At 62.2% G+C, this 18,523-nt stretch carries 18 protein-coding genes; 11 read left to right on the forward strand and 7 right to left on the reverse strand.

Features of this window, described 5'->3' with window-relative positions; translation table 11 throughout:
• Positions 1–64: 64 nt before the first annotated feature.
• Both coaD and N6L25_RS06760 read right to left on the reverse strand, forming a co-directional pair.
• Positions 65–547, reverse strand: coding sequence for a pantetheine-phosphate adenylyltransferase (gene coaD / locus N6L25_RS06755; protein ID WP_271979024.1), 483 nt, complete (start codon positions 545–547; stop codon positions 65–67).
• 110 nt (positions 548–657) lie between these two features.
• Positions 658–2,103 (reverse strand): coniferyl aldehyde dehydrogenase, encoded by a 1,446-nt coding sequence (locus N6L25_RS06760; protein ID WP_271979025.1) that lies wholly within the window; start codon positions 2,101–2,103, stop codon positions 658–660.
• Positions 2,104–2,325: 222 nt separating this feature from the next.
• Here N6L25_RS06760 and N6L25_RS06765 point away from each other — a divergent pair, with 222 nt between their 5' ends.
• Positions 2,326–2,997, forward strand: coding sequence for a TetR/AcrR family transcriptional regulator (locus N6L25_RS06765; RefSeq protein WP_271979026.1), 672 nt, complete (start codon positions 2,326–2,328; stop codon positions 2,995–2,997).
• 214 nt (positions 2,998–3,211) lie between these two features.
• Here the strand turns inward: N6L25_RS06765 and yihA are convergent, their stop codons facing one another.
• A complete protein-coding gene (gene yihA, locus N6L25_RS06770) occupies positions 3,212–3,862 on the reverse strand; it encodes a ribosome biogenesis GTP-binding protein YihA/YsxC (RefSeq protein WP_271979027.1) in 651 nt (216 codons plus the stop codon).
• Positions 3,863–4,039: 177 nt separating this feature from the next.
• Between yihA and N6L25_RS06775 the strand changes: the two genes are divergently transcribed.
• From N6L25_RS06775 to N6L25_RS06785, 3 genes are all read left to right on the forward strand, one after another.
• Positions 4,040–4,648, forward strand: a complete 609-nt coding sequence (locus N6L25_RS06775; RefSeq protein ID WP_271979028.1) for a c-type cytochrome — start codon at positions 4,040–4,042, stop codon at positions 4,646–4,648.
• A gap of 200 nt (positions 4,649–4,848) precedes the next feature.
• Entirely contained in the window at positions 4,849–5,484 is a 636-nt protein-coding gene (locus tag N6L25_RS06780; protein WP_271979030.1) for a thiol:disulfide interchange protein DsbA/DsbL, read from the forward strand.
• A gap of 62 nt (positions 5,485–5,546) precedes the next feature.
• Complete coding sequence (locus N6L25_RS06785; protein ID WP_271979032.1) at positions 5,547–6,407, forward strand: endonuclease/exonuclease/phosphatase family protein; 861 nt, start codon at positions 5,547–5,549, stop codon at positions 6,405–6,407.
• Positions 6,408–6,478: 71 nt separating this feature from the next.
• Here the strand turns inward: N6L25_RS06785 and rpmG are convergent, their stop codons facing one another.
• From rpmG to radC, 3 genes are all read right to left on the reverse strand, one after another.
• Positions 6,479–6,634, reverse strand: a complete 156-nt coding sequence (gene rpmG / locus N6L25_RS06790; RefSeq protein ID WP_271979033.1) for a 50S ribosomal protein L33 — start codon at positions 6,632–6,634, stop codon at positions 6,479–6,481.
• An 11-nt stretch (positions 6,635–6,645) separates the two neighbouring features.
• Positions 6,646–6,882 (reverse strand): 50S ribosomal protein L28, encoded by a 237-nt coding sequence (rpmB, locus tag N6L25_RS06795; protein WP_271979034.1) that lies wholly within the window; start codon positions 6,880–6,882, stop codon positions 6,646–6,648.
• A gap of 185 nt (positions 6,883–7,067) precedes the next feature.
• Entirely contained in the window at positions 7,068–7,742 is a 675-nt protein-coding gene (radC, locus tag N6L25_RS06800; RefSeq protein WP_271979035.1) for a RadC family protein, read from the reverse strand.
• A 366-nt stretch (positions 7,743–8,108) separates the two neighbouring features.
• Between radC and coaBC the strand changes: the two genes are divergently transcribed.
• The 7 genes from coaBC to argA all read left to right on the forward strand — a co-directional run bounded on the left by coaBC (position 8,109) and on the right by argA (position 17,268).
• Positions 8,109–9,323, forward strand: coding sequence for a bifunctional phosphopantothenoylcysteine decarboxylase/phosphopantothenate--cysteine ligase CoaBC (coaBC, locus tag N6L25_RS06805; RefSeq protein ID WP_271979036.1), 1,215 nt, complete (start codon positions 8,109–8,111; stop codon positions 9,321–9,323).
• 15 nt (positions 9,324–9,338) lie between these two features.
• Positions 9,339–9,800, forward strand: a complete 462-nt coding sequence (gene dut / locus N6L25_RS06810) for a dUTP diphosphatase (RefSeq protein ID WP_271979038.1) — start codon at positions 9,339–9,341, stop codon at positions 9,798–9,800.
• 94 nt (positions 9,801–9,894) lie between these two features.
• Positions 9,895–12,525, forward strand: coding sequence for a phosphomannomutase/phosphoglucomutase (locus N6L25_RS06815; protein WP_271979040.1), 2,631 nt, complete (start codon positions 9,895–9,897; stop codon positions 12,523–12,525).
• A 46-nt stretch (positions 12,526–12,571) separates the two neighbouring features.
• A complete protein-coding gene (gene argB / locus N6L25_RS06820) occupies positions 12,572–13,468 on the forward strand; it encodes an acetylglutamate kinase (protein ID WP_271979042.1) in 897 nt (298 codons plus the stop codon).
• A 34-nt stretch (positions 13,469–13,502) separates the two neighbouring features.
• Positions 13,503–14,780, forward strand: a complete 1,278-nt coding sequence (locus N6L25_RS06825) for an acetylornithine deacetylase (RefSeq protein ID WP_271979044.1) — start codon at positions 13,503–13,505, stop codon at positions 14,778–14,780.
• Complete coding sequence (gene argE / locus N6L25_RS06830) at positions 14,777–15,952, forward strand: acetylornithine deacetylase (protein WP_271979045.1); 1,176 nt, start codon at positions 14,777–14,779, stop codon at positions 15,950–15,952. Before N6L25_RS06825 ends, argE begins: the two co-directional genes overlap by 4 nt.
• The gene (argA, locus tag N6L25_RS06835) at positions 15,952–17,268 is read left to right on the forward strand and encodes an amino-acid N-acetyltransferase (protein WP_442915218.1); all 1,317 of its coding nucleotides are present in this window, start codon (positions 15,952–15,954) and stop codon (positions 17,266–17,268) included. The genes argE and argA overlap by 1 nt, the downstream gene beginning before the upstream one ends.
• Here the strand turns inward: argA and N6L25_RS06840 are convergent.
• On the reverse strand, positions 17,239–18,309 hold the full coding sequence (locus N6L25_RS06840; RefSeq protein WP_271979047.1) for an aminopeptidase: 1,071 nt from the start codon (positions 18,307–18,309) through the stop codon (positions 17,239–17,241). The genes argA and N6L25_RS06840 overlap by 30 nt on opposite strands.
• Between the last annotated feature and the right edge of the window lie 214 nt (positions 18,310–18,523).

Raw genomic sequence — 18,523 nt, forward strand, 5'->3', positions numbered from 1 at the left:
GCGCGGCTGCCGCAAAGCGCAACCGCCGGCATCTCAACACCTCAACAGCGACGCGGTTGGTGGCTTAGCCTTTGCCGAACTTGCGGTTGAGTGCGTCGGCCACCACCGGGGCGACGAATTCCGACACATCGCCGCCGAGGGAAGCGATTTCCCTTATCAGAGTGGAGGAAATGTAGGACAGGTGGTTGGCAGGGGTGAGAAAGACGCTCTCCACTTCCGGTGCCAGGCGGCGGTTCATGTCCGCCAGCTGGAACTCATATTCGAAATCCGACACCGCCCGCAGGCCCCGCAGAATGACGGTCGCGCCCTGTTCCCGGACGAACTCGGCCAGCAGGTTGCTGAACCCGGTGACCCGCACATTATCCAGGTGGCGGGTAGACTGCTGCACCAGCTCGACACGTTCTTCCAGAGACAGTAACGGCTGCTTCTTGGGGCTGTAAGCCACGGCAACCACCACCTGATCAAACAGCTTGCCGGCCCGCTCGATCAGATCGGTGTGGCCATTGGTGATCGGGTCAAAGGTTCCGGGGTAAATGACGGTGGGCATACTGGGCTCCTTCTGGTCTGGAAGCGGGTAGCATACCAGCATCTGGCGGCAATGTTGGCCGGGCACCCCACCTTTGTCTGAGGATGGGAGTGCCCGCAGTGCTCACGCTCTCAGCGGATGAACAGCTTGTACACCATCTTGTGCATGGCGGTGCCGTGGGGGGCATAGACGAACTTGCCGCTGTTGAAGCGCTGCTTGGCGAAGATGGAGCGATGGTGGGAGAAGGTCAGGAAGCCTTCCTTGCCATGGTAGTGGCCCATGCCGGAGTCGCCGATGCCGCCGAAGGGCAGGTCGTCCTGGGCGACGTGCATCAGCGCATCGTTGATGCACATGCCGCCGGAATGGGTGTTTTGCACCACGTGGCCCTGCATGGCCTTGTCGTAACCAAAGTAGTACAGCGCCAGCGGCCGCGGACGGTCGTTGATGTAATGAATGGCTTCGTCCAGGCTGCCGTAGCTGACAATCGGCAGGATCGGGCCGAAGATTTCATCCTGCATGACCTTCATGTCCGGGCTGGTCTTGAGCACCAGGGTCAGCGGGAACTTGCGGGTGCCGTCCTTCAGGTTTTCCCGTGCCGGATTGATCTCGATCAGTTCCGCCCCTTTTGCCCGGGCATCGTCCAGATACCCCTGAAGACGCTGGTACTGGCGCTCATTGATGATGGCGGTGTAGTCCTCGTTGTCCCGCAGGGTGGGGTACATATTGGAGAATTGGCTGCGGAATTCGTCGACAAAGGCCTGGGTCCGGTCGGCTGGGCACAGCACGTAGTCCGGCGCCACGCAGGTCTGGCCTGAATTGAATGCTTTGCCGAAGGCCAGGCGCTGGGCCGCGTCCGCCATGGGCACGTCCGCCGACAGCAGCGCGGGCGACTTGCCGCCGAGTTCCAGGGTGACCGGGGTGAGATTCTCCGCGGCGGCGCGCATGACGATCTTGCCCACCGAGGTTGAGCCGGTGAACAACAGGTGGTCGAACGGACGGCCGGAAAAATCGGCGGCGACGTCCGCCTCGCCCACGATCACCGCGACCAGGTCTTCCGGGAAGGTGCTGGTGATGATTTCGCGGAACAGCGCCGAGGTGTGCGGGGTAAACTCGGACATCTTGATCATCACCCGGTTGCCGGCGGCGAGTGCCGCCACCAGTGGGCCGGCGGCCAGGAACAGCGGATAGTTCCAGGGTACGATCACCCCCACCACGCCTTTGGGCTGGTAATGCACCTGGTTGCTGGCGGGCTGGAACAGCACCGACACATGGCGTTTCGATGGCTTCATCCAATCCGACAGGTTTTTCATGGCATAGTTGATGCCCTGAACCGAGGGCATCAGTTCGGCGATGCGGGTTTCATCCTGGGAGCGGCCGCTGAAATCCTTGTCGATGGCCTCCAACAGCTGGGCTTCATTGGAAAGCAGCGCCCGCTTCAGGCGCTTCAGGTTCTCCAGCCGTTCCGCCAAGGACGGCATCGGGTTCTTGCGAAACGCCGCCCGCTGAGCCTCTAGTACCAGCCCGGTGTGTTGGATTTGCTTCTTGCTTTCGGTCAGTTCGATAACGGTCGCACCCATAGCGTTCTCCTCGTTCCTACAGGCGGGGCTATAGGCGCGCCCCGGTAGCCGTGCTGTATCGGATTGCACAACTGGCTGTGTTGTATGTAATTTGTTCAGGTTGTGCTTGTTGTCATTATTAGAGTATATACTCTAGCAGTCAAGCACGGCGAACGGCCGGCGAATGGGTCTTTTGTCACGCCGGTCAATGGCGGGGCGAACAACAACAATTACTGTGAGCGTATGAAAACCAGAGACAAAATCATCCTGGCGAGCCTGGAGCTGTTCAATGAGCGGGGCGAACGCAACGTAACCACCAATCACATTGCGGCCCATCTGGCGATCTCGCCCGGCAACCTGTATTACCACTTTCGCAACAAGTCCGACATCATCTACGAGATTTTCCTCGAGTACGAAAAGCTGGTGGATTACTACCTGCAGATCCCGGACGATCGCGAGCTCACGATAGAGGACATGAAGTTCTATCTGGAGTCGGTGTTTAATGGCTTGTGGAGTTACCGGTTCTTCCACCGGGATCTGGAATTTCTGCTCGACAGCGACCAGCGTTTGCGACAGGACTACCGCGAGTTCACTAACCGTTGTCTCGACGCCATCAACCGGATTTTTGTCGGTCTGGCCGCGGCTGGGATGATTCAGGCGCCGTCGGATGAGTTGCGTCGGGCCATGTCACTCAATGTCTGGCTGGTCATCACCAACTGGATGGCATTCCTCAAGACCGCGCACGGCACCGAGATGGACAGCAGTCTGTCCATCACCCGGATGAAGCAGGGCATCTACCAGGTGCTGACTCTGGAGATCCCCTATCTGACCCCGGATTTCCATGATCGGGTGATGGCGCTGCGGGAGCAGTACCGGCCGGACCTGCCGGGCAATCGTTCGGGCGAGCTGGCCTGACGCCTCGACCGGCGCCAGCGGAAGCCGGGGCGTCGTGGGCGGAATGGTTGCGGAACTTTTGATCGGTTCGCGGGTCGGAGTTCTGACGCTGATGGATTCGGACATCCGGGGCGTCTCCTGAGTGAGTTCTCAGGTTTTAGCACGTCGCAAACCCTGACGTATTGCCGGCTCCGCCAATGGTGAGCCGGCTTTTTTGTCTCTGGGGCGGCGGGTGTTATCCCTGGGCCGGCGTCGCATCCGTGAGCGGGACTTCCAGCCAGCTGGCGAGAATGTCGCGTGCCTCATCCACCCCGCGCTTGGAGGTGGCGGAGAACATCACCAGGTGGTGTACGCACGCGAAAGGCTTCAGCTTCTTGCCAATGGTCAGCATGGTGGTCTTGGCCTGGCCAAACTTCAGCTTGTCGGCCTTGGTGACCAGGATGGTCAGCGGCAAGTTGTTGTGTTCGCACCACTCCACCATCATCTGGTCGAAGTCGGTCAGCGGGTGGCGGATATCCATCACCAGCACCAGGCCCCGCAAACAGGTGCGGTCGTTCAGGTAATGGCCAAGGTGTTGTTGCCAGTCGTCTTTCATGTCCCGCGAGACCTTGGCGTAGCCATAGCCGGGCAGGTCCACCAACCGACAATGCTCGCGGTTGAGGGAGAAAAAGTTGATCAACCGGGTTCGGCCCGGAGTCTTACTGGTGCGCGCAAGCTTGCCATGGCCGGTGATGGAGTTGATGGCGCTGGACTTGCCGGCGTTGGAGCGGCCGGCAAAGGCCACCTCGGCGCCGAAATCCGGCGGACACTCCGGCAATCGGGAGGCGCTGATCAGGAAGCGGGCACTGTTGAACGATACGGGTTTGGGCTGCTGTTCATCCGTCACGGAATTAGGTTTTCCTATTGGATTTCAGTTATCAGGGATTAATGTATAATGCTACACCAATTTTGGGCGGCACGCCGAGCGTAGCTGCAGACAGCCCCGGATAGCGCCTCGAAGGCCTTTGCCTCCGGCTGCATGACGAATAATCTTTTTTTGAGATGAGAGAGAAGCGGAGCGAGCATGAAGAAACTGATCGCAGGTGTTGTTCTCGGCGTTGGCCTTACTGCGCTGGCGCACGGGGCAGGAAACCCTGAAGCGGGCCAGCAAAATGCGGCCGTATGTGCCGGCTGCCACGGCCAGGGTGGCGCCCAGCCTGTTATGGCAACCTACCCCAAGCTGGCCGGTATCGGTGAAAACTACCTGTACCGCCAGTTGAGCAACATCAAGTCAGGCGCCCGCACGGTGCCGGAAATGACTGGCCTGCTCAATAACCTGTCTGATCAAGATCTGCAGGATCTGGCGGCCTATTTCAACCAGCAAGGTGTCTCTATTGCTCAGGCCAACCCGGATCTGGTCGAGCGTGGTGCCGCCATCTACCGTGGTGGTAATCTGGCCTCCGGAGTTCCGGCCTGCGCTGGCTGCCACAGCCCCCAGGGTAAGGGCAATGAGCCGGCCGGTTACCCTCGTTTGGGCGGCCAGAACGCCGACTACGTTGCCAAGCAGCTGAAGGCGTTCCGCGACGGGACCCGCAGTGGAACCCTGAACGCACAGATTATGGCCGATGTGGCGGCACGTCTGAGCGATGCCGAGATCGAGGCGGTGGCCAACTACGTGTCCGGCCTGCACTGATTGCCTGGCCACCCACAAAAAAACCCGCTTCGGCGGGTTTTTTTGTGGGTTAACCCAGTGTAACCCGGTAGGTGTGGCGCCCTTCGCCGGGACTGGGCCATAATCGGTGGCCTATCGGGAACTTATTCACGGGAGCGGGCTCATAAGCAGCCTTGGGCCGTCAGGCCAAACCCAGTAACTTTGCAAACCGGAGACTTGCGATGATCAAAATGCTTAAGATGACGCTGTGGCTACTGATGGCGGCGGCCTTTACGGTCCAGGCCGAGACCCAGTGGGAAGAAGGGCGTCACTATGAGCGGCTGGATAATCCGATTCGCACCACCAGTTCGGACAAGATCGAAGTGGTGGAAGTGTTCTGGTATGGCTGTCCCCATTGTTACCAGTTCAAGCCGCTGGTCGAAGCCTGGGAGGCGGAGTTGCCGGAGGATGTTGAATTCTCCATGGTGCCGGCGGCTCTGGGGCGGACCTGGGAGGTACATGCTCGCACTTTTTATGCGCTGGAGGCCATGGGGCAGTTGAATCCGGCCACCAACGATGCGCTGTTCGATGTCTTGGCGGGTGAGCGTCGCGCCCTCAATAGCGCCGATGCCATCGCCGGCTTCCTGTCTGAATACGGCGTCGACCCCGAGGCGTTTGCCAAGACTTTCAATAGCTTTGGTGTAAATGCCCGATTCCAGCAGGCGCAATCGAAAGTGCGCGGCGCGCGCATTACCGGAGTTCCGGCTATGCTGGTAAATGGGAAGTACAAAGTCAGCGGTTCCACCGCGGGCGGGCATGAGCAGATGATCCAGGTGGTGGACTATCTGATTGAGCAGGAGCGTGCCGTCTCCGAGTAAGGCCTAGCTGGGCGGGGCCGGTTGCCGGTCATCCGCCCGTATCGGGTGGTGAATAGCGAGTCATGTACAAGCGTATCCGCAAGCAGTTCACAGGCGTGCCAGGGGCGGAAGCGATACCCCGTGGGGCCTGCTCGGGTCTGGTGCATGTGCCGGACTTCGAGCCCCAGCGCCACATCCGCCTGCTCACCTTCAATATACAGGTGGGCATTAACACGTCGTCCTACCATCATTACGTCACCCGCAGTTGGCAGCACCTGTTGCCGCACCGGCGTCGTATCGAAAACCTGGACCGGATTGCGGCCCTGCTGCGGGGTTACGACGTGGTTGCGCTGCAGGAGTGCGATGGTGGCAGCCTGCGTAGCGGCTACATCAACCAGGTTCAGTACTTGGCCGAGGCCGCCGGAATTCCGTACTGGCATCAGCAGTTGAACCGCAATTTGGGGCCGCTGGCGCAGCACAGCAACGGTCTGCTCAGTCGCTACCGGCCACTGGATGTGACCGAGCACCGGCTGCCGGCGCTGATTCCCGGTCGCGGCGCCATCATTGCCCGCTATGGGGCGGAAGAGGACCCGCTGGTGCTGGTGATGATGCACCTGTCCCTGAGTAAGTCGGCACAGCAGCGTCAGTTGGGTTACATTCGTGAGTTGATCGCCGACTATCAGCACGTGGTGTTGATGGGGGATATGAACAACCATGCCGAGGAGTTGCTGGAGCAGACGCCGTTGCGGGAGACCGACCTGGTGCCGTTGCCGGATACCGCCCACAGTTTCCCCAGCTGGCGGCCCGAGCGGGCGCTGGATCACATCCTGGTGAGCTCCAGTCTGGAGGTTCGGCGCTCGGAGGTGGTGAGCTATCCGCTGTCGGATCATCTGCCCATCGCCATGGACATCGCGCTGCCCAAGGGCTATCTGGAAAAGTACTAGGGCGTTTCTGGAAGGAAAGGCCCACAAAAAACCCGGCGCATGGCCGGGTTTTTTGTGTCGCCAGATCGGAATTACTTGATCTTGGCTTCCTTGTACGCAACGTGCTTGCGGACGACCGGATCGTACTTCTTGATCTCGACCTTTTCCGGGGTGTTGCGCTTGTTCTTGGTGGTCGTGTAGAAATGACCAGTGCCTGCTGATGATACCAGTTTGATCTTCTCGCGCATGATGCGGCTCCTTAAACTTTCTCGCCGCGGGCGCGAAGATCGGCCAGCACAGCGTCAATGCCTTTTTTATCGATGATGCGCATGCCTTTGGTGGAGGTGCGCAGCTTTACGAAGCGGTTCTCGGATTCAACCCAGAAGCGGTGGTTCTGCAGGTTGGGCAGAAAACGACGCTTGGTGTGGTTCATCGCGTGAGAAACATTGTTACCGGTTACCGGTCGCTTACCGGTAACCTGACAAACTCTGGACATAATTGCCTCCGACCTGAGCGTTGGTCTACTGAACGAATTCGTTAAATAGCGTCTCTGGTTGCTACTTGCGCCTTGGGATGCACGCGCTGCCTGCCAGACTCCGCCAGAAAGGGACGCTTTTATACCAGAACTGCCCTGGCAACGCAAAAAATTGTTGGGAATTTGGTCAATATTTTCGCCGCCCCCTAGATCAAGCCCCGTTCCGCCAGCGAGACTACCTCGCCATGGCCCACCACCATATGATCCAATACTCGTATGTCCACAAGCCCCAGCGCCTCCTTCAGCCGCACGGTGAGGGAGATGTCGGCCTGACTGGGCTCGGCGACGCCGGACGGGTGGTTGTGGGCGAAGATCACCGCCGCGGCATTGTCCTCCAGGGCCTGACGGACCACTTCTCGAGGATAGACCGCCGCGCCGTCGATGGTGCCGCGGAACAGTTCCCGATACTGGATGACCCGGTGCCGGTTGTCCAGAAACAGCGCGGCGAACACCTCATGGGGATAAGTCCCCAGTCGGCTGCGCAGGTAGCTGCGGGTATCCTCGGGGGAGCGTAACGGACTGCCCTGGCGCAGCGGTTCGTCCATCACCCGTCGCGCCATCTCCATGGCGGCCTGAACCTGGGCGTATTTGGCGGTGCCCAGTCCCCGAACGCTGCAGAACTGGCGCTGCGATGCGGTCATCAGGCCGCGCAGGCCGGCAAAGCTGTCGATGAGCTGGCGGGCCAGTGCCATGACCGGGGTGCCGCTGGTGCCGGTGCGCAGGAATATGGCCAGCAGTTCTGCGTCGGAGAGGCTGCTCGCGCCATGGCTCAGCAGCCGTTCCCGCGGTCGTTCGTCCGTCGGCCAGGATGTATTGGTCATCGTAGAGTCCTTTCAAGTATTTTGTTCGATGAGTTCGTTCTGCGATTGCCTGGGCGCCTCCCGCGCCCCTGCCGAGTGTATCATGGCCGGGGGCGATGCTAGCGCGGCGGGGTGTTTGCGAAGGCCCGGCGGTGCTATCTTATAAGTCTTTATTTTTAGGGGCTCCCAGGGAGACCGTGTAAAAATCATTGCGTTTGGCTATGGGGCGTTAAAATTCGGCGGTCAGGCATTGGCTGACGGCGCTTCGCTGCGCCCAAGACGTTTTTACACGCCCTCCCGGGCGGAGCTTCCTGGCATGGCTGAGCGTGTCCGGCTGGCGGTTGGGCCGCCTGCATCGCGGTGCCGGTATTAGGAATGGGAGAAACCATGGTGCAGAAACGAATTCTGCTGGGAGTGACGGGCGGCATCGCGGCCTATAAGAGCGCGGAACTGGTGCGATTACTGAAAAAATCGGGCCACGCGGTGCGGGTCGTCATGACCCGGGGCGCGGAAGCGTTTGTCACGCCGTTGACGTTTCAGGCCTTGAGTGGCGAACCGGTGCGGACCTCGTTGCTGGACCCGGAGGCCGAGGCCGGCATGGGCCACATCGAACTGGCCAAATGGGCGGATACGGTACTGGTGGCGCCGGCGTCGGCGGACTTCCTGGCTCGGCTGGCCCAGGGCATGGCGGATGATCTGTTAACGACCCTGTGTTGTGCCACCGAGGCGCCCATCGTGGTGGCCCCGGCGATGAACCAGGCCATGTGGCGCAACCGGCGAACTCAGCGCAACGTGGCGCTGCTGGCGGAAGATCCCCAGGTCACCCTGTGGGGGCCGGATCAGGGCGAGCAGGCTTGTGGCGACACCGGCCCGGGGCGGATGCTGGAGCCTCAGGAACTGGCCGACCGGCTCAATGCCTGCGCCGAGGGGCCGCTCAGCGGTGTGCGCCTGGTGATCACTGCCGGGCCAACCCGGGAACCCATCGACCCGGTACGCTACATCAGCAATCACAGTTCCGGCAAAATGGGTTACGCCCTGGCGGCGGCGGCGCGGGCCGCGGGCGCTGAGGTTACCCTGGTCAGTGGGCCGGTGAACCTGGAAGCCCCAGCTGCGGTGCGGCGGGTGTCGGTGGTGACCGCCGAAGACATGCTCGCGGCCGCTGGGCTGGCGGTCGACCAGGGTTGCGATATTTTCATTGCCACCGCAGCGGTGGCGGATTACCGGCCGACGACTTGTGCCGATCAAAAGATCAAGAAGACCGCCGGCGAACTGTCGCTGGCGCTGGTCCGCAATCCCGATACCCTGGCCACCATCGCTGGCCGGGCCAATGCGCCGTTCACGGTGGGTTTTGCCGCGGAAACCACGGACGTGGCCCGGTATGCCAACGATAAAATGCAGCGTAAACATCTCAATATGATCGTCGCCAACGACGTCTCCCGCCCCGGGCTCGGCTTCAACAGCGACGACAACGCGGTCACGGTGTTCTGGCCCGGCGGCCAGCAAGCGTTTGCGCCACAGAGTAAAACCTTGCTGGCGGAGCAGCTGGTCGCGCTGATCGCCGATCATTACCAGACCGTCCGTTCGAACACGACTCAGCAGTAAGCACAGGAACCATTCATGACCAAACGAAAATTGCAGGTACGGGTGCTGGACCCGCGCATTGGTGATGCCATCGCCTTTCCGGAATACGCCACCGACGGCTCTGCCGGTCTCGATCTGCGGGCCTGCCTGGATCAGCCGCTGACCCTGGCGCCGGGGGAAACCGAGCTGCTCAAGACCGGACTCGCCATCCACATCGAAGACCCGTCCTTGGCCGCCATGATCCTGCCCCGCAGTGGCTTGGGCCACAAGCACGGCATTGTGTTGGGCAATCTGGTGGGGCTGATTGATTCGGATTACCAGGGCGAGCTGATGGTGTCCTGCTGGAACCGGGGGCAGACATCGTTCACCATCGAGGTGGGAGAGCGCATTGCCCAGTTGATTCTGGTGCCGGTGGTGCAGGCCGAATTCGAGGTGGTGGATTCGTTCGAAACCAGCGACCGCGGCGCCGGTGGTTTTGGCTCTACTGGCACCCGCTGAACCTGCGGGTACGCAGGTGTACATCGTAAAGACTATACTTTTTTAAAAGGATTCAGTGCCTTAAATGGCCGTCAACTGTCATGCAGGGTTCGCTATGAAACTGGGGAAAAAAAAGGCGTCGGCCGAGGACGCAACGGCCAGCAAACCGGACGGCAGTGGCAAGAAGGCGCAGCGCACCAAGGGGGCCGGCCTGAAGCAGCTGACGAGCATTGCCGGGCTGCAGACGGCTGCGGTGATGGTGGCCGGATTGGTCGCGGCGGCCGTGCTGCATGTTGCCGTCATCCAGCCCGCTGAGAGCGACCGGTGGGCGGGCGAAACCCGTTTGGTCGCCGAACACGCCAAAGCCCGACTGGAGCAGCGCCTGGTGATGATGCAGGGGCTGGTGGCGGGCATGGCCCAACAGCAGCGGGTGCTCAACGCGCTGGCTGATCCCGCGGAGATGGCGGCGCTCACCGAAGACCTGCAGCGGTTAATGCCAGCCATTGACGGTGTTTACCTGTTTCCCTATGGCGAGATTCCCCGTTCGGCCATTGGCTCAGAATCCCTGGGCTTCGCCAGCCTCGATTTGGCCCGCAAGGCGGAGTCCGGTCGGCCGCTTCAGCCGGATGCCTTCCCCCGGGATGGCCAGTGGTATATCCAGCTCGCCTCGGCGGTGACCAAGCCCAATAACGGGGTGGTGGCGGGCAGCCTGCTGGTGCAGTTCAAGACCAGTGCGTTGGCGCCAGCGCTGGCGACATCGCCGGCTCAACTCGGTGGGGAACTGGCGCTGGTGCAAACGGTGTCGGGCAAGGCGACCAAAGTAATCAGGCAGGGCAGCGGCAGTGGTGAACGCATTGAACTTGCCCTGGCCACGCCCAATTGGAGTCTGCAATACACCCCAGCCTCGACGTCGGCGCCCCTGGTGAGCACGGTGCTCGCCGTCGTGGTGATTCTGGTGCCGCTGGCGATCGCTGCGGTGGTGATCTGGCTGTTGCTTGGTAATGCCCAAAAGGGGCTACGCCAGGACGTGTCGGCGCTGATTCAGTGGGCGCAAAAGGCTTTCAGTGGTGAGCGCCAGGCGCTGCCGAAGACTCGTTGGGACATCCCGGCCGCCTTGGCGGAGGTGTTACAGCGGCTGGCTCAGTCAGTGGAGAAACGCTTGCTGAAGGCCGCCGAATCCGCCCGTGGCACACGCCCGGCGGCTACCGTCGAAGCCAACGCCCCCGCGGCTGCCGGTGACGAGCCGCTGTTCCAGGACAAAGATGTCCTCGATATTGATATGCTTGACGGCGATGACGACGTGCTGGGGCTGGGTGGCACGCCACCGGGAGGCGCCGCAGGCGTGGCCATCGAAGAGGTGGCCGCGCCTGCCGTCGAGGTATCAGCGGACATTTTCCGGGCCTACGACATTCGCGGCATTGTCGGGGAGAACCTGACCTCGGCGGTGGTGGAAATCATCGGCCGGGCGATCGGCAGTGAAGCCCAGCAGCGGGCCCTGGATACGCTGTGTGTGGGCTATGACGGTCGCCACAGCAGCCCCGAGCTGGCGTCCGCACTGGCGCGGGGGATCCTGTCCACTGGCTGCAATGTCATCGAAATCGGCGCGGTGCCGACGCCGGTGCTGTACTTTGCCACCCATCAGCTCGACACCGGGTCCGGGGTGATGGTCACCGGCAGCCATAATCCGGCCAATTACAATGGCCTCAAGATGATGCTCGGGGGCGAGACGCTGTCTGGTGAGGCCATCCAGAAACTGCTGCAGCGCATCCAGTCCGGGGACTTCGCCAGCGGCCAGGGCGCGTTGTCCCAGGAGGATGTCCGCCGCGCCTACCTGGACCGAATCGTCGGCGACATCGCGGTGGCCGCGCCGCTAAAAGTGGTGCTGGATGCCGGCAACGGAATTGCCGGTGAACTCGGCCCGATTCTGGTCGAGGAGCTGGGCTGCGAGGTGGTGCCGCTGTATTGCGACGTCGACGGCAGTTTCCCCAATCACCACCCGGACCCGGGCAAGCCCGCCAACCTGACGGACCTGATCAATCGGGTGCAGGCCGAAGGCGCCGATCTGGGGCTGGCGTTTGACGGCGATGGCGACCGTTTGGGGGTGGTGACCAACAGCGGCAAGATCATCTGGCCTGACCGTCTGTTGATGCTGTTTGCCCGGGACGTGGTGTCCCGCAATCCCGGTGCGGATGTGCTGTACGACGTTAAATGCAGCCGCCGCCTGGCCGGGGTCATCAACGAGGCGGGCGGGCGACCGATCATGTGGAAGACCGGTCACTCGCTGATGAAAGCGAAGATGAAGGAAACCGGGGCGTTGCTCGCCGGCGAAATGAGCGGCCATGTGTTCTTCAAGGAGCGTTGGTACGGCTTCGACGACGGCCTCTACTCGGCGGCCCGATTGCTGGAGATTCTCGGTATCGAGGACCGCCAGAGTGACGAGGTGTTCGCCGATTTCCCGGAAGACCTGAGCACTCCGGAGCTCAACGTGGAAGTCACCGAGAGCCGCAAGTTCCAGCTGATGGAACGGCTCAGCGCCGAAGGCGAGTTCGGTGAGGGCAGTATGAGTACCATCGACGGTATTCGGGTGGATTATCCGGACGGCTGGGGGCTGTGTCGGGCCTCCAACACCACGCCGGTGTTGGTGCTGCGTTTCGAGGCAGAGAATGAGGGCGCGCTGGAACGCATCAAGTCGGTGTTCCGCGACCAGCTGCATAAAATCGCGCCCGATTTGGCGCTGGATTTCTGAACCCGACCGATAACATAGACGAATTGAATAATCGAAGGTGTAGTGAATGGCACTGGATCGAGATACGGCCATGCAGGTGGCCGCGGTATTAAGCAAGGGCTTGCCCTATATCCAACGGTTCACCGGCAAGACCGTGGTGATCAAGTATGGCGGTAACGCCATGGAAAACGAGGAACTCAAGAGCAGCTTTGCCCGCGACATGGTGTTGATGAAGCTGGTGGGCATCAATCCGATTGTGGTGCATGGCGGTGGTCCGCAGATTGGCGAGCTGCTTGAGCGGCTCAACATCAAGTCCCATTTCGTCAATGGCATGCGGGTCACCGACAGCGAAACCATGGATGTGGTGGAGATGGTGCTCGGTGGCCAGGTCAACAAGCAGATCGTGTCGTTGATTAATCAGCAGGGCGGCACCGCGGTGGGCCTGACCGGTAAGGACGGCAACCTGATCCGGGCCAGCAAGCTGGCGGTGCATAACCACGCCGATGAGCTGGCGCGCCCGGAAATCATCGATATTGGCCATGTCGGTGAGGTCAAGCAGGTCAACGTCGAAATGATCGACATGCTGACCCGCAGCAATGTGATTCCGGTGATTGCGCCGATCGGCGTTGGTGACGATGGCGCCTCCTACAACATCAACGCCGATCTGGTGGCGGGCAAGGTGGCGGAGGCAGTCAAGGCCGAGAAACTGATTCTGCTGACCAACGTGTCCGGCCTCAAGAGCAAAGCTGGCGAGGTGCTCACCGGACTGACCGCCAGCCAGGTCAATGATCTTATCGAGGATGGCACCATCCATGGCGGCATGCTGCCGAAGATTCGCTGTGCGCTGAGTGCGGTGGAGCACGGCGTGCAGACCTCCCACATCATTGACGGCCGGGTTGCACACGCCACCCTGCTGGAAATCTTCACCGACGAGGGCGTGGGTACCCTGATTTCCCGGAACTGATGGCGCCTGGCGCGCCGGTGAGAGGAGGCGACCGTTGAAGAAACTGTTAACCACGTTGCTGGTGCTGGCCTTGGCGGGCTTCGTTGGATTCAAGGCCGCGGTCTGGTGGTTGGTGGATCGCAACGTGAATCAGGCGCAGCAGACCATTGCGGACCGGGGCGTCATCGAACGGGGCGCCATTCGCTCCAGTCTGGGCGGATTAGTCACGTTGCAACAGGCGAGTTATCAGGACTTTCGACTGACGCAGCCGTTGCAGATGGGGCAGCTGACCTTCGATGCGGGCTCACCGCTGGCGCTGCTGAGCTTTCTGGCCGATCCGTCGGTACTGCCGGGCCAGTGGCAGCTGACGGCGACGGGCCTCCGGCTCGGGCTGGATGCCAACATGTTCCGCAGTTGGGTGACGGCCGGTGGCCCGGAGGAATCGGCACTGTTTGCCCCGGCGTGCGGGCCGGATTCGCGGCAGCGGCTGGGCAGTGGCGACCTGGTGCGGGTTGGCATCACCGAGCTCCGGGCCGAGGCCTTGCTGAGGCAGACCGCTGACGAGCTTTATCTGGAACTCAATTCCGAGGGCACCGGCAGCCTGGAAATCCATTGGCCAGGGGTCCGCTTCCGCTTTGACGATGCCGACCCCCTGCCGGGCGCCACGGCCGCCGCGTTGACGGTGACCGTGCGCGATGGCGGACTGATGCGCCGGGTATCGGCCTATTGTGCCCGCGAGTCGGGCATGGCGGAAAACGACTGGTCCAATCAGGTGCTGGCGAGCTTTCAGCGCCAGCTCCAGCAGACCGGCTACCAGGCCAGTGACCAACTGCTCGCCCTGTACCGCCGATGGCTGGTTGAAGGTGGGGAGCTGACGGTGGTGCTCTCGCCGCAGTCCAGCACCTACGGCGTGCCGGTGCGTGACGACGAAGCCACCAGCACCGCCGAGCTGGCGCTAAGCTACAACGGCGCTCAAGTGCCCGGGGTCTACCTGACACACTATACCCCGCCGCCCCAGTCGCCGCCCCAAGCCAGCTCCGAGCTGGCGACGCCGGAGGACGGAGGTCAGCGGGCGGCGGAGGGCAGTTGGCGTACCCAGCCGGTGGCCGCTGCGTCGCAATGGCTTGGACACCGGGTCCGGGTCGGTTTGAGCAGCGGTCGGACGGTGGAAGGCCGACTGGTGCGGGCGGACGAGCGCCAGCTGGAAGTGGCCCGGCCGGTGGACGGTGGTGAAGTGGCATACCCCATGGCCACCGCAGCCGTCACCCGGTTTGAAATCTGGCGGCGCGGCAGCGGCGTCGAAAGCAATGAGCCTGGCAGGAGAATCCGATGACCGCGAACGGCAATAACCCGGTGCCCCAGCCCCCGGGCATCAGGGACATGCTCACCCGGCTGATTTCGTTGCCGTCGGTCAGCAGCGCCTCGCCGGCCTGGGACCAGAGCAACGAGGCCGTGGTGCAGACGCTGGCGGAATGGCTGCGGCCACTGGGCTTCAAGACCGAATTGATGCCGGTGCCCGACTCGCCGGGCAAGTTTAACCTGATTGCCACTTTGGGCAGCGGGCCGGGCGGGTTGGTGTTGTCCGGTCATACCGATACCGTGCCCTATGACGACAAGCGCTGGCAGAGCGACCCGTTTACCCTGACCGAGCGGGATGACCGCTGGTACGGCCTCGGCACCTGTGATATGAAGGGTTTTTTCGCGCTGGCCATCGACGCGATGCGCGACCTGGCGGGCCAGCCGCTAAAGCAGCCACTGATCCTGCTGGCCACCGCCGATGAAGAAAGTTCGATGAATGGTGCCAGGGCCCTGGCGGAAGCCGGCCGCCCCAAAGGGCGCTATGCGGTGATTGGCGAGCCCACCGGCCTCAAGCCCATCCGGATGCATAAGGGCATCATGATGGAACGGCTGGTGTTTCAGGGGCAGTCCGGCCACTCCTCCAATCCCGCGCTCGGCCGCAATGCCCTGGAGGGTATGCACGAGGCCATCGGCGAGTTGCTGGCGTTGCGGCGCCAATGGCAGGGCCGTTTCCAGAATCCCAATTTCGAGGTTCAGGTGCCCACCCTCAACCTGGGCTGCATTCATGGCGGCGACAACCCGAACCGAATCTGCGGCCGCTGCGAGCTGCATTTTGACTTGCGCCCGTTGCCGGGCATGCAAATGGACGAGCTGCGCCAGGCCATCCTCGACCGGCTGCAGCCCTTGGCCCGTCAGCGCGAGCTGCAGCTCGAGTTCAGTCCGCTGTTCGATGGCGTGCCGCCCTTTGAGACCGCTGCCGATGCCGAGCTGGTGCGGGTATGCGAGAGCCTGACCGGACATCGAGCCGAAGCCGTGGCCTTCGCCACCGAGGCACCCTGGTTGCAGCAGCTTGGCCTGGAAACGCTGGTGATGGGGCCGGGCTCCATTGATCAGGCGCACCAGCCCGACGAGTACCTGGCGCTGTCCCAGGTGGCTCCGACGGTGACGGTGCTGCGCAAATTGATACAGCGTTTCTGTCTGGAGTGATGCTCTTGAAATCGACCGACTGGCTGCACGGGTTTCGCCACTCGTCCCCCTACATCAACGCCCATCGTGGCCGTACCGTGGTGCTGACCATCGGTGGCGATGCGCTGGCCCACGATAACCTGATCAACATCATCCACGATCTGGCCCTGCTCAGCAGCCTGGGCATTCGCTTGGTGATTACCTTCGGTGCACGGGCTCAGATCCAGCGGCGACTGGACCTTGCCGGCGAATCGTCATCGTTCCATCGCGGCCTGCGCATTACCCGGGAAAGCCAGCTGCCGTTGGTGTTGGAGGCGATCGGTGGGATGCGCAGCTATCTGGAAAGCCAGTTGTCCCTCGGCCTGGTGAACTCGCCCATGCACAATGCCCGAATCCGGGTCAGCAGCGGCAACTTTGTCACCGCGAAACCGGTCGGGGTGCTGGACGGTGTCGATTTCGGCTTCACCGGCAAGGTCCGTCGGGTGGATATTGGCGGCATCGAGAGTCTGCTCGACCTCGGCCACATCGTTCTGGTGCCGCCTCAGGGCTATTCGCCCACGGGCGACGTGTTCAACCTGTCCTACGAGGACGTTGGCAGCCAGGTGGCAGCCGCACTGCGGGCGGACAAACTCATCATTTACACCCGCCTTCCGGGCGTACTGGACGAGCAGGGGGCGTTGATCCGGGAATTGTCGGCGCGCCAGGCCTCGGAGCGGCTGACCGCGTCCCAGGCCAGTGGCGAGGATGCCGAGTTGTTGCGGGCGGCCTGCAATGCCTGTGTCAAAGGCGTGCAGCGAGCCCATATCATCAGCTATCAGCTCGATGGCGCGCTGCTGGAAGAGCTGTTTACCCGCGACGGTTCCGGCACCTTGGTCAGCGGCGACACCTATGAGCAGATTCGTGCCGCCGGGGTGGAAGACATCGGCGGCATTATTGAGCTGATCCGCCCACTCGAGGAGCAGGGCATCCTGGTGCGGCGGTCCCGGGAAATGCTGGAAACCGAAATCGACCGTTTCGTGGTGGCCGATCGGGACGGCACCGTGGTCGGCTGTGCGGCGCTCTACCATTATCCGGACGAACAGGCCGGCGAGCTGTCCTGCTTTGCCGTGGATGCCGCCTACCAGCGCGGTGGTCGCGGCGACGAACTGCTGGCGATGATCGAACAGATGGCTCGAACTCAGGGCCTGCAGCGGTTGTTTGTGCTCACCACCCAGACCGAGCATTGGTTCCGTGAGCGCGGATTCCAGCCCTCGACGGTGCAGGCATTGCCGGGGCCCAAACTGGCGGTCTACAACGCCCAGCGCAATTCAAAGGTGTTCGTCAAACCGCTGAGCTAACCGGGCCAGGCGCCGCTGACGCCGATCGGGCGGGAGCCGGGCCAGCTCCTTGACCGAGCGGTAGAAGGCGGGGAAGTCGTAGTTGTGGTCCTGCAACAGCTGGCGGAACGCCGGCACGAACTGGTGGTACTGGCGCAGTAGCGCCAGATGGGCGTTGTTGAGGTCTGCCGGCTCACGACCCAGCGGCCCGGCCTCGGGCCAGTCCACCGACAGCGCTTGGTAATCCTCCTGCAGCCGCTGCAAGATCTGCTGTTTGGCCGCCCGTAGTTCGGCGACCGGTCGCTGTCCGGCCTGGCGGTAGAGTTCACTCAGTTGATCGCTGGCATTATTCACCAGGGCCAGGGTCTGGTCGCGATGGCGCAGTCGCCGCAGCGCCTGTTCGAATTCGGCCTGCTCGCCGTGCTGGGCGAGCCACAGGCGAAGGCCTTCCAGTTCCACCGCGGTGGCGAAGCTTTCATTGAATACCGTATCCCCCGCGACATAGACCACCCGATGGCTGAGTTCGTGGAACAGCAACGCCACCATGCGGGCGCTGGGCAGGTTGGTGAAGCCGCTGTGCAGTGGATCGTCGAACCAGCCCAGGGTGGAGTAGGCGGTGACCCCGCCCAACAGGGTGTCGTAGTTCCGCGCCTCGAAATGGGCCTGCTCGCGGCGGGCGTCGGCCGTATCGAAGTAACCGCGGTAGGACTGGCAGCCAATCACCGGGTAACACCACTGGTGAGGCGTGAGGGAAAACTCGGGCACCGCCGTGAGATTGACCACCACATAGGGGCGGTCGAGTTCGATATAGCGCGCGAAGCTGCCGTCCACGGGCAGCGCCAACCAGTCGCCGGCGAATTCCCGCGCCGCTATCGCGGTGTGCAATTGTTCGCGCAGCGCCGGGGCCAGTTCCGGGTCGGCGAGCAGGTCGCTGATGGGTGCCCCCGAGACCATCAGCCTGAGCTGACCACCGATGGCCTGGCTGTAGTAACGCAACGAGGTGCAGCCGGCGACACTCAGCAGCGTTAGCATTACGAGGCAGAACTGACTAAGCTGTCTCATAATCTGGTGTCCCGTCGGGCTGTTTGGTGAATCGATTATGGTTCTCGAGGTTACGGTGTAGATTACCGAATTACCCGCACGGGACTCTACAACGGCGTGGCGGCTGGCATCGTAATACCACCGGCCGGCGCCACCCTGGCGTCATTTGACGTTTTCTGTCACGACGTCGTAACGGCTATACTACGGTCACAAGACTCCCGGAGTGGCAGTGACT

Origin of the sequence: Marinobacter sp. SS21 (assembly GCF_028369065.1) — a bacterium.
GTDB lineage: Bacteria > Pseudomonadota > Gammaproteobacteria > Pseudomonadales > Oleiphilaceae > Marinobacter.